This window comes from Burkholderia sp. Bp8963, from assembly GCF_003854275.1.
Taxonomy (GTDB): Bacteria; Pseudomonadota; Gammaproteobacteria; order Burkholderiales; family Burkholderiaceae; genus Burkholderia.
Window position 1 is genome coordinate 43,004 of sequence record NZ_QTQP01000048.1, and the last position, 11,334, is coordinate 54,337.

An 11,334-nucleotide genomic window follows, 5' to 3' on the forward strand; every position below is an offset into this window, starting at 1 on the left:
AAACATTTGAGAACGACGAGCATTCGACGGACCGCGCGGCGCCTCGCGAGTTCGATTTCATCGCCCGCTATCTGGCGACGTCGACGCCGACGTCGAGCCAGCCACGCATCATCGTGCCGACCTCCTCGTCGAGCCAGTCGCGAAACTGCCGATACTCCGGGCGCGACCGTGCGTTCTTGTGGGTAATCAGATAGTGATGACGGTCACGAAACACGATCACATCCGGAACCGGCCGCATCAGGCTCCCCTGCTCGACCTGGCGATGCACGAGGTGATGCCAGCCAAGCAGCGTCCCCTCGCCGGCTTCGGCCTGCGCGACGAGGAGCCGGTAGTCGTTGCTCTCCAGATTCCTGTTCTCGACCAGCAGATCGGTGCCGTCGCCCTGCTGAAACCAGTTTCGCCACACGCGCCAGTCCACGTGCTCGCAAATCTGCGCACGCCCCAGCAGCGACAGGTTCAGCGTCGGTTGCGACAGCAGGTCCAGCGGCTTCAGCGTCCTGCCGCGAAAATGCCGATCGTGAAACGACGGGCTGCAGACCGGGTAGACGATGTCATGGAACAGCGGCCCGACTTCGAACTCGGCCTCACGCGGCGGGTTCTTCGTGATGATGATGTCGGGCTCCATCAGCTCGTCGAGCTCCATGAAGTGCTCGGTGACCATCACGTGCATCCGGATATCCGGAAATCGTTCGCGGAACGCCGGCAGCCGGGCCGACAGCCACAGCGCGGAAAACGTATGCGACACGCAGATCGTCAACGCATGCTTGTCCGTGCGGCGCACGGCCTCCGCCGCTTCCGCGATGTTCATGATCGACAGATATGACGCGTTGTACAGGATGCGGCCGGCGTCGGTCAGCGCGATATGCCTGCCGGTGCGCTCGAACAGCGCGACGTCGAGGGAATCTTCGAGCTCCTTGATCTGTCTGCTGATTGCCGCCTGGGTCACGCACAGCACCTCCGCGGCCTGCGTGAAGCTCTCGTATCGCGCCGCCGTCACGAAGCACCTCAGCGCCCGAAGCGACGGCATCTGGGCGAGGAGTCTGTCCGTAAATAGCTGCTTCTTCGACATGGGTTTTACTCTCAAAACGGATACGCGCAACGCACGCGAACGCGCCGTTCGTCATCACGCTCACGCTGCCGGCGAAAATCCCGCTATCGTGCCACGAACAACGACAAGGGTCCGCATAAAACGAGTGTGCGAGTCCTCGTGCCGGATGGCAAGCGCCGCCAGCCCGGCAGACAGACCGGGCTGGCGTGCGTACCCCCCCCTTCAATCGAGCTTGAGCCAGGTGGTCTTCAACTCGCAATACTGGTCGTGCGCATAGACGGACTTGTCGCGCCCGCCGAAGCCCGACTGCTTGAAGCCGCCGAACGGCGTCGACAGATCCCCTTCGCCGAAGCAGTTGACAGTCACCGTCCCCGCACGGATGCGGGCCGCGATCTTGTGGGCGCTGTTCACGTTATCCGTCCACAGCGAAGCGGCAAGCCCGTAGCACGTGTCGTTGGCGATTCGAACCGCGTCGTCGACATCCTCGTATTCGATGATGCAGACGACCGGCCCGAACACCTCTTCGCGCGCAATGCTCATCTCAGGCGTCACCTGATCGAAGATCGTCGGCTCGACGAACCATCCGCCGGTTTCCGTCAGCGTCGCGCGTCCTCCACATACGACGCGAGCGCCTTCCTCCTTCGCCTTCTCGATGTGCGCGAGCACTTTTTCGTAGTGGTGTTCCTCGATCAGCGCGCCGAGCTTCACGCCAGGGTCGAGCGGGTCGCCGGTCTTCCAGCCGGCAAGCACCGCCTGCATTTTCTCCAGCAGTTCCGCCTTCCGGTGCGCCGGAACGAGCATGCGGGAACCGGCACTGCAGTTCTCCCCCATGTTCCAGAACGCGGCCGCGACGGCCTGCTCGGCCACCGCATCGAGATTCGCGACATCGGGAAGAATGACCTGCGGGTTCTTGCCGCCGCACTCGAGCACCACGCGCTTCAGGTTCGTATCCGCCGAGTAGTGCAGGAAGCGCTTTCCGGTGGCGGTCGATCCGGTGAACGCGATGAGATCGACGTCGGGATGAAGTCCCAGCGCCTGCCCCGCGCTTTCGCCGAAGCCTGTGACGACGCTGAACACGCCTGCCGGCAGGCCGGCCTCGACCGCGAGATCGGCGATCCGCAACGTCGACAGCGACGTCTGCTCGGCCGGCTTCACGATCACGCTGTTGCCAACGGACAGCGCCGGGCCGATCTTCCATGCGAGCATCAGTGCCGGGAAATTCCACGGCAGCACGGCGCCGACGACGCCGATCGGCTCGCGGGTGATCATGCTGACGACGCCCGATCCCGACGGGGAAAGCGCGTCATAGCGCTTGTCAGTCACTTCGGCATGCCAGCGAATGCAGGCCGCCGACTCGGGAATATCGAGCCCGAGACATTCGCCGATCGGCTTGCCGGCCTCGAGCGCTTCAAGCAGCGCCAGCTCCTCCGTGTGCTCGTCGATCAGTTGCGCGAGTCGCAGCAGCACCGCTTTCCGGTGCGCCGGCGCGGCCTTCGACCACACGCCGGAATCGAACGCGTCGCGGGCGGCCTCGACCGCGCGATTCACGTCCCTTTCATCGCATCTCGCCACGTCGGCCAGCACCTTGCCCGATGCCGGGTTTAGCGTACGGAACGTCTCCTTCGAAGCGGCCGGGCATCGCTGCCCGGCGATGAACGCGCGTCCGTCCAGCGGCAACGCTGCGGCTTTCTGTTTCCATTCCTGATGAGTCGTCATGTCCTGTCCTCTCAATTCAAAGCTCGGCGCCCGCCGAAAATTCCTTCGCCCAGATCGCGGCCGATACCGCCATGTCGACGATCGGCCGCACGGGCAGCGAGCGCGGGTGCGGCTGGTTCAGCCGTTGCCGCACGAGCTCGTTCGATTCACCCAGCGCATACTCGGCGATGAGCTTGCCGGAGGCGGATCCCCTGCTCAGGCCGAGGCCGTTGCATCCGACCGCTTCGAAAATGCCGTCGTCGCGGCGCCCGAACAACGCACCGTTGTTCGCGGACAGGCACAACGGCCCGCCCCACGTGTATTCGAGCTCGACGCCGTTCAGCATCGGGAAGCGCCGATCGAACGATCGCTGATGCAGGCTCTTCGCCTTCGCCAGATCCGCCGGCGACACTTCGAGCCCGGGCCGGAACGCAAAGTGATTGCGCACGCAGATGCGGTCCGTCACCAGCCGGCGCACGGTCGTGCCCATCGGGTCCGCCGGAATCAGCGACCAGGATCGCGTTCCGCCGAGCCGTTTGACTTCGTCCGCGTTCAACACGCGCGTCATCGACGCGAACGTATAAACGGGCAGCAAGCCGTTCGGATGCCGGCCGAACGTCGCGGCATACGCGTTCGTGCACAGAACGACCTGCTTCGCGACGATCTTGCCGTGCGCGAAATGCAGCACCCTGGTATCGCCGCGATGCTCGATTTCCGTCACGGCGCTCAGCTCGAACACCTTCACGTTGTTCGGCAGCGTCGCTGCCAGGCCGCGCATCAGCGCGGCCGGCTGCACCGTGCTGCAACCGGGCGTGAACAGTGCGCCGCGATAGAAATCCGTTCCGGTCACCGCGCGAATCGCCGGACCGTCGAGCCATTCGAACGCTTCGTCGATCCGCGCGAGGCCGTCTGCAAAATGCTGGAGTGCTGCCTCGCCTTTGCTGTTGACCGATGCATGAAACTTGCCGTCGTCTCGCCAATCGCAATCGATGTCGTGCCGACGCACGATCGAGCGCACATAGTCGATCCCGTGACGCTGGAACCGAACGTCGGCCTTGTCCTCTTCCACACTGCGCGAGTAGCTTTCGCTGCTGATGTCGTGCGGCAGATCGACGAAAAATCCGGAATTCCGTCCGGCTGTCGTCCGTCCGATGCGATCCGCCTCGACGAGTGCGATCGACGCGCCAGGCGCGAGCTCGGCCAGCCGCCGCGCAGCGCACAGTCCGGTAATGCCGCCACCCACGACGACCCAGTCGTATCGACACTCGGACGACACCGTGTCGGCCGGCGAAGGCGGCGGCAGGATTTCCCACCAGCCGTTGACGCCGTCAGGTGCGGGAAACCGCGCGAATTCCAGATTCGAGGCCATGTCGTATCACTGAGCCTGGCGGAACAGGGGCTTCACGAGTTGCGCGAAGGCGCTGCGCTCTTCGTCCGACAGCGCGCCGAGCGGCGCACGCGCCGGACCGACGGGCAGCCCTGCCAGTTCGCAGCCGCAACGCACGTATTGAATGAACTTACCGCTGCGCTCGAGCAGTTCGAGCACCGGCAGAAGCTGCGCCATCAACTGGCGGCCCTTCGCGAAATCGCCCTGCTTGACGCACGCGTCGTACAGCGCGGTGTGGGCTTCGGGCAGGAAGTTCGACGCACCCCCAACCCAGCTTTTCGCGCCCCACGCAAAGAACTCGAGTGCCTGGTCGTCCATCCCGCAGCTCAGCACCAGCCTGTCGCCGAAATGCGTGGCAAGGTGGTGCAGATGCGCGATGTCGCCCGTGCTTTCCTTCATCGCGACGAAATTCGGCCGCTCGAGCAGGGTCGCGAGCACGTCGTCGCCGATGGCCGTGCCCGTGCGCGCCGGGAAGTTGTACAGCATGATCGGCATGTCGAGCGCATCGTCGACCTTCTGCAAATGGGTCAGCAGTTCTTCCTGCGTCGGCTGCGCGTAGTACGGTGCGGCCACCAGCAACGCCGACAGGCCGGCCCGCTTGGCCTCCTGGCCCAGGCGAATCACCTCCTTCGTCGTCGTCGCGTTGATGCCGGCCGTCAGGAACGTCTTGCCGCCCGCCGCTTCGGCGACGGTATTGAACGTCCGCACACGCTCGTCGAAACTCAGCGCGTAGTATTCGCCGGTGGTGCCGCCGATACCGAGGCCCGACACGCGGCCGGCCAGGTCGGCCGCATGCCGGCCGAGCAATTCATGGTCGATTTCGCCGTCTGCGCTGAACGGGGTAACCAGCGGTGTATGCACGCCCTCGAAGCTCATTTCGATTCCTCTCTTCAATAAGTGGGTCAGGATCTCTGCTTGCCTTCACGACCGTGCTCGGCTGACGAAGGAAGCATACGACTGACGTTCCGGACAACAAAACTTTTCGATGCGAATCGCGATTGCGATCGCGCCCTGAATGGATCGGCACGCGATTTCATCGATTCCTGGCGATCTCCCGGGCACCGTGACCTACGCGTACGCCTCCGCGTGTGCATGGATCGGATACAGGCTGCACAGATCGCGCACGCGGCTTCGAACCGCACGCTCGACTTTCTCGTCCCCTTTCGGATCGCGTTCGAGTGCCGACAGGACTTCGAGAATCATTTCCCCGATCTGCTCGAACTGGGCTGTACCGAACCCGCGCGTGGTGCCGGCCGGCGTACCGAGCCGGATACCGGACGTGACGGTCGGGTTTTCCGTGTCGAACGGAATGCCGTTCTTGTTGCACGTGATGCCCGCCCGTTCCAAGGCCTTTTCTGCCTGCATGCCGGTGATGTGCGTGGCACGCAGGTCAACCAGCAGCAGGTGGTTGTCGGTGCCGCCCGTGACCAGGTTCAGCCCGCCGGCCTTCAGCACGTTGCCGAGGGTCTGCGCGTTGCGCAGCACCTGATCGATATAGGCCGTGAACTCCGGGCGCAGCGCTTCGCCAAATGCAACCGCCTTTCCCGCGATCACGTGCATCAGCGGCCCGCCTTGCAGGCCCGGAAACACGGCCGAATCGATTTTCCTGGCGATGTCGCTGCTGTTCGTCAGGATGAAACCGCCGCGCGGCCCGCGAAGCGTCTTGTGCGTGGTGGACGTCACGACGTCCGCAAACCGGACTGGATTCTGGTGCCGTCCCGCTGCGACGATGCCCGCGATGTGCGCCATGTCCACCATCAGCATCGCGCCAACGCCGTCCGCGATATCGCGGAATGCAGCAAAATCGAGCGCACGCGGGTAGGCCGAATAGCCCGCAATGATGAGCTTCGGACGATGCTGCTCGGCCAGCCGGCGAACCTCGTCGTAATCGATGCGCAGCGTGTCTGCACTCACGCCGTACTGCACGGCGTTGAACCACTTTCCCGACAGCGCCGGACGCGCGCCGTGCGTCAGATGGCCGCCGGCGTCGAGCGACATGCCCATCACCGTGTCGCCGGGATTCACCAGCGCGAGCATCACCGCGCCGTTCGCCTGGGCGCCCGAGTGCGGCTGCACGTTCGCATATTCCGCGTCGAACAGCGCGCGTGCGCGATCGATCGCAAGCGCCTCGATCCGATCGACGTGGTCGCAGCCGCCGTAATACCGTCTGGACGGATAGCCCTCCGCGTACTTGTTGGTCAGCACCGTGCCTTGTGCTTCCATCACCGCGGCCGATGCGATGTTTTCGGACGCAATCAACTCGATCCGGGTTTGCTGGCGACGCGCCTCCAGCGCGATCTCCGACGCGATGACGGGGTCGCGGCTCTGGAGCGGTTCCGAAAAAAAGCGCGAGTTGTCGTTCACTTGCTCACTCCGATGGGCAGGTCATCACTTGATGCATGTCTTGCAAAACTGCCGATTTCGTTCAAGCCGGGCCGATGCAATATCGGCCCCGTGTCATGTCCGCACGCACGGTGCTCCATGGGCTGCAACACCATGCCGCTCATGGAGACGGCCATGCCGCATTACTGCTGCAGCCAGGCCTTCACCTTGTCCGGATGCGCGTCGACGAACTTCTTGGCCGCCGTTGCGTAGTCGTTCGTGTTGTTTCCTTCGAACTCGATCGCCTCGACATCCGCGAGCGTCAGCTTGAAGTGCTTGAAGAACACGTCAGCGCGCGGAAACTTGCCCGCGAACTGCTTCGACGCGAACGCGTGAATCTGCTCCTCGCCACCCAGCGTCCCCTTCGGATCCTTCAGATAGCGCATCTGCCATTTCTGGAACAGCCAATGCGGGCTCCAGGCCGTCGCAACGATCCACTGCTTCGATTGATAGGCGCGCGACACGCCCGCCAGCATGCCGGCTTCACTCGACGCCTGCAGGTTGTATCCGTCGAGGCTGTAGGCCTTGACGGTCTTCTCGGACGCCTGCATCAGGCCGCCGCCCGGTTCGATGCCCTGGATCGTCCCGTTCAGCTTGCTCTTGACATCGGGCTTGTTCAGATCGGCAACCGACGACAGCTGGGCCTCGGGAATGTAGGCCGGCACCGCCCAGCCATTCTTGCCACCCGTATAGATCACGCCGACGTCATCCAGGTCGTTCTTGTACTTCGCGTAGTACGTTGCGTGCGTGACCGGCAGCCAGCCGCCCACCATGATGTCCAGATCGCCACGGGCGACGCCCTGATACTGGATGCCGATATCGGCCTGCACGAACTGGACGGGTTGCTTGAGATCGTTCTCCAGCACGTATTTGGCCACGTTGGCGACCGCCAGCACGTCCGCCCAGTTCGTCACCGCAATCTTGACCGGCTCGGCGGCCGAGGCCGGGCCGACGCCGACCCCGAAAGCAACGACTGCCGACACCGTCAGTTTCGCCAGAAGCGATTTGAACGCATTGCTATTCATCTAGTACTCCTTCTTAATCAACCAAGTCCTTGAACGATGACGGACGCCTTGATGTAGCGTGTCTGGTCCCCGCGCACTGCTGTACTGCTTTCACGACGGCACTGATTGCGCAGTGCCGATCCGCTCCTCAAACACCTCGGTCGATCGCGTGCGCCGCGAATGCCTGCGATCGTCGCCCCGGGGAATCGGTCAGGTGTGCGCGGTGCCGCTTGCGCCCGACTTCCTTACCCGGGATGCCGGCCTCGATTTCTTCGCCTTCACGCCGAAGCTCTCCGTCAGGCGATCCAGCACGATGGCCAGCAACACCACACCGAGGCCGCCTTCGAAGCCGATCCCGATATCCAGACGCTGAATGCCGCTCAGCACGTACTCGCCGAGCCCGCCCGCGCCGATCATCGACGCGACCACCACCATCGAAAGCGCCATCATGATCGTCTGGTTCACGCCGGCCATGATGGACGGCAATGCGTTCGGCAACTGGATCTTCCACAGAAGCTGCCAGTCGGTGCTGCCGAACGAGCGCCCGGCCTCCATCAGCTCCTCGCGCACCTGCCGAATCCCGAGCGTGGTCAGGCGTACGACCGGCGGCATCGCGAACACGATCGTGGCAATCACGGCCGGAACGCGACCCAGCCCGAACAGAATGACGGCCGGAATCAGGTAAACGAATGCGGGCATCGTCTGCATGAAATCGAGCAGCGAACGCAGCACCATACCGACCCGGTTGTTCCGGGCGCCCCAGATCCCCAGCGGCACGCCGATCACCAGGCTGAAGAACGTCGCGGCCGTGACGAGCGCCAGTGTGGACACCGTCTGCGCCCACAAGCCCATGTAGTGGATGACGAGCAGCGCAAAGCCGACGAAGATCGAAAACACGACGCCGCGACGCCACAATGCGAGCCCGATCAGGATCACGAGCATCGCGACGAACGGGATCGCGGCGAGCCCGTCTTCCAGCAGCTTCACCACCGCGCCGAGTCCGGCCGAGAATGCGTCGAAACCGCCGCGGAAATGTTGAAAAAGGAAGTTGACGACGCTTTCTGCGAACTTCCCGATAACCGACGCGTTCATGGCGCCCTCCGTTCCATCACCTGTTTGAGTATCGTCCGGCACGACACGACGCCGGCGAACCTGCCGGCCGCATCCGTGACGGGCACATCGTGTTGCTGGTTCAGCGCGATCGCCGCAAGCTGATGCAGATTCGTTTCCGTCGACACGCGATCGACGTCGTGGAGGAAGGCCTCCCGAATCGGCCGACTGCCGGATTTGTGCAGCGTCGCCGCCGTCACACACCCCAGATACCGGCCGGTTTCGTCGCAGACGTAACCGCATTCGGCACCGCTGTCGATCAGTTCATTGAGGTAACGCTCGGACGGCGTGCCGGCATCGCACGAAATCAGCCCGCGGTCGACTCCGGTCATCAGACTCGAAGCCTTCAGGAAGCGCGACACGTCGACGTTACGGAAAAAGTCCCGCACGTACTCGTCCGCCGGCGACTGGATGAGCTCGGCAGGCGTGCCGACCTGAATCAGGCAACCGTCCTTCATGATGCCGATCCGGCCGCCGATCTTGACTGCTTCCTCGATATCGTGGGAAATGAAGACGATCGTGCGCTGCTCTTCCTTCTGAAGGCGCAGCAACTCGTTCTGCATCTCGAATCGAATCAGCGGGTCGAGCGCGGAGAACGCCTCGTCCATCAGAAGCACCGACGGGTTCACCGCAAGCGCGCGCGCAAGGCCCACCCGTTGCTGCATGCCGCCGGAAAGCTCGCTCGGCAGCAGCTTTTCGTACGATCCGAGACCGACGCGCTTCAGTGCGACGCGAGCGATGTCGTAGCGCTCGGCCTTCTTGATGCCGGCCACTTCGAGGCCGTACGCGATGTTGTCGAGCACCGTGCGGTTCGGCAGCAGCGCGAACGACTGGAACACCATCGCCATCTTCTGCCGGCGAACGGCGCGCAGCTCCGGCGTCGACATCGGCGCGATGTCGCGGCCTTCGAGAATGACCTGGCCGGACGTCGGCTCGATCAGCCGGTTGAGCAAGCGAACGAGCGTCGATTTCCCGGAACCCGACAGCCCCATGATCACGAAGATTTCGCCGGCCTTGACGCTCAGGCTCACGTCGTTGACGGCGACCATGTTGCCGGTCTCGGCGAAGATCTCGTTGCGCCCACGGCCCTGCCTCATCAGCTCGGCCGCGCGTTCGGGCTTTGCGCCGAAGATCTTCGACAGGTTCTTGACCGTCAGGATGTCGGTTCCGGACGCGGCAACCGGCCTGGCCACCGACGCCGCGGCGCCCGTGTTGATGGCGCCCGCCGCTATCACGTCGTTTGGCGCATAGTTCAGATTCGGGGTCATTCTGTCATCCCAACTGGCTGTTTCAGGAAATTGAAGCCCGCGGCATTCTGCAGTTGCAGACATTTGCGGTCGGCGATCGACGTTGCATTCGCCGGCAAAATCGCCCTTCAGCTAGCTCGCGGGTTTTCACGGAGCTTGCACCGAAATCAGACGTTGCCGGCCGCAAGAACCGCACGAGTCACCGAAAATCGCACGAATATTGGAATATTCGAGCTGCAATTCGCGTTCAATCAGGTGGTTCATGCATTGATTGCAGCGTATCAAGCCAAATTGCGACATCCAGCTACATTTTCTCCATCCTTTCCCATACCTTTGGTAATGCATGCGACGCACGCAGCGACTGCCGCCGCCTCGACCAAGGAAGCGGTCGGCGCGCAACGCCAATACCGTCGGGGCTCCTCGATGAAAAATGGGTCGGCGCCCGGCCCGCTGCCGCACGAACGGGGCACCGGCCCGAAAGCGGGATTTAAGGGAAAGTCCTGAGGAAGACACGCAAACGGGCATTGACTGCATGCGCGATCGGCTGGAAGCTACGACTCAAACGGCGAGGCTGGCGAGCAAGCGCGCGAATGGCGCCACGCCCGATGCGCGACGCACACGCCTTCGGCGTTTCATTCATCCGTGGATACGGCTTTGCGATGCCCGCGACATCCTATCGATTTGTCGCAATCGTTCTAGCGGAATCGGCTCCTGTCTTTTCAAATAGCGCTGTGCGACGCCGCTTCGCTGGAGACCCGGCGCGAACCCCATCCGACAGGACACCTCTTCACTCACCCTTGGAAAGCGACATGTTCATTCGTGCCACCAGTACCGTCGAAAACGTCGATCCCGAAGTGTTTGCAGCGATCGAGCAGGAAAATCGCCGCCAGGAAGATCACATCGAGCTGATCGCGTCGGAAAACTACACGAGCCCTGCCGTGATGGCCGCGCAAGGCTCGCAGCTCACGAACAAGTACGCCGAGGGGTACCCGGGCAAGCGCTACTACGGCGGCTGCGAATACGTCGACATCGTCGAGCAGCTCGCGATCGACCGCGTGAAAGAACTGTTCGGCGCCGAAGCCGCGAACGTCCAGCCGAACTCGGGTTCGCAGGCGAACCAGGGCGTGTTCTTCGCGATGCTCAAGCCGGGCGACACGATCATGGGCATGAGCCTCGCCGAAGGTGGCCACCTGACGCACGGCTCGCCCGTCAATATGTCGGGCAAGTGGTTCAACGTCGTCAGCTATGGGCTGAACGAGGCCGAAGACATCGACTACGAGAAGACCGAGGCGCTTGCCAACGAGCACAAGCCGAAGCTGATCATTGCGGGCGCGTCGGCGTTCGCGCTGAAGATCGATTTCGAGCGTCTCGCGAAGATCGCGAAGTCGGTCGGCGCGTACCTGATGGTCGACATGGCGCACTACGCGGGCCTGATCGCCGCGGGCGTCTACCCGAACCCGG

9 protein-coding genes are annotated in these 11,334 nt (G+C 63.3%); 1 reads left to right on the top strand and 8 read right to left on the bottom strand.

Features of this window, described 5'->3' with window-relative positions:
- Window positions 1-67 precede the first annotated feature (67 nt).
- The 8 genes from DID96_RS29515 to DID96_RS29550 all read right to left on the bottom strand — a co-directional run bounded on the left by DID96_RS29515 (window position 68) and on the right by DID96_RS29550 (window position 9,894).
- The gene (locus DID96_RS29515) at window positions 68-1,069 is read right to left on the bottom strand and encodes a LysR substrate-binding domain-containing protein (RefSeq protein WP_124602761.1); all 1,002 of its coding nucleotides are present in this window, start codon (window positions 1,067-1,069) and stop codon (window positions 68-70) included.
- A gap of 201 nt (window positions 1,070-1,270) precedes the next feature.
- Complete coding sequence (locus DID96_RS29520; protein WP_124602762.1) at window positions 1,271-2,764, bottom strand: aldehyde dehydrogenase; 1,494 nt, start codon at window positions 2,762-2,764, stop codon at window positions 1,271-1,273.
- Between the two features lie 16 nt (window positions 2,765-2,780).
- The gene (locus DID96_RS29525) at window positions 2,781-4,112 is read right to left on the bottom strand and encodes an FAD-binding oxidoreductase (protein WP_124602763.1); all 1,332 of its coding nucleotides are present in this window, start codon (window positions 4,110-4,112) and stop codon (window positions 2,781-2,783) included.
- A gap of 6 nt (window positions 4,113-4,118) precedes the next feature.
- Window positions 4,119-5,006 carry a dihydrodipicolinate synthase family protein gene (locus DID96_RS29530; RefSeq protein ID WP_124602764.1) on the bottom strand — a complete coding sequence of 296 codons (888 nt, stop codon included), beginning with the start codon at window positions 5,004-5,006 and terminating at the stop codon, window positions 4,119-4,121.
- 192 nt (window positions 5,007-5,198) lie between these two features.
- The gene (gene glyA / locus DID96_RS29535; protein WP_124602765.1) at window positions 5,199-6,494 is read right to left on the bottom strand and encodes a serine hydroxymethyltransferase; all 1,296 of its coding nucleotides are present in this window, start codon (window positions 6,492-6,494) and stop codon (window positions 5,199-5,201) included.
- A gap of 161 nt (window positions 6,495-6,655) precedes the next feature.
- On the bottom strand, window positions 6,656-7,537 hold the full coding sequence (locus DID96_RS29540) for a glycine betaine ABC transporter substrate-binding protein (RefSeq protein ID WP_124602766.1): 882 nt from the start codon (window positions 7,535-7,537) through the stop codon (window positions 6,656-6,658).
- 189 nt (window positions 7,538-7,726) lie between these two features.
- Window positions 7,727-8,608, bottom strand: a complete 882-nt coding sequence (locus DID96_RS29545) for a proline/glycine betaine ABC transporter permease (RefSeq protein ID WP_124602767.1) — start codon at window positions 8,606-8,608, stop codon at window positions 7,727-7,729.
- Entirely contained in the window at window positions 8,605-9,894 is a 1,290-nt protein-coding gene (locus DID96_RS29550) for a glycine betaine/L-proline ABC transporter ATP-binding protein (RefSeq protein ID WP_124602768.1), read from the bottom strand. Before DID96_RS29550 ends, DID96_RS29545 begins: the two co-directional genes overlap by 4 nt.
- 788 nt (window positions 9,895-10,682) lie before the next feature.
- Between DID96_RS29550 and DID96_RS29555 the strand changes: the two genes are divergently transcribed.
- On the top strand, window positions 10,683-11,334 hold a 652-nt coding region (locus DID96_RS29555; RefSeq protein WP_124602769.1), incomplete at its 3' end, for a serine hydroxymethyltransferase.

Bases quoted from the DNA above. Each gene is read 5' to 3' on its own strand.
- DID96_RS29530 (WP_124602764.1), bottom strand. From the start codon at position 5,006: ATGAGCTTCGAGGGCGTGCATACACCGCTGGTTACCCCGTTCAGCGCA.
- DID96_RS29525 (WP_124602763.1), bottom strand. From the start codon at position 4,112: ATGGCCTCGAATCTGGAATTCGCGCGGTTTCCCGCACCTGACGGCGTC.
- DID96_RS29545 (WP_124602767.1), bottom strand. From the start codon at position 8,608: ATGAACGCGTCGGTTATCGGGAAGTTCGCAGAAAGCGTCGTCAACTTC.
- DID96_RS29515 (WP_124602761.1), bottom strand. From the start codon at position 1,069: ATGTCGAAGAAGCAGCTATTTACGGACAGACTCCTCGCCCAGATGCCG.
- DID96_RS29520 (WP_124602762.1), bottom strand. From the start codon at position 2,764: ATGACGACTCATCAGGAATGGAAACAGAAAGCCGCAGCGTTGCCGCTG.
- DID96_RS29540 (WP_124602766.1), bottom strand. From the start codon at position 7,537: ATGAATAGCAATGCGTTCAAATCGCTTCTGGCGAAACTGACGGTGTCG.
- DID96_RS29550 (WP_124602768.1), bottom strand. From the start codon at position 9,894: ATGACCCCGAATCTGAACTATGCGCCAAACGACGTGATAGCGGCGGGC.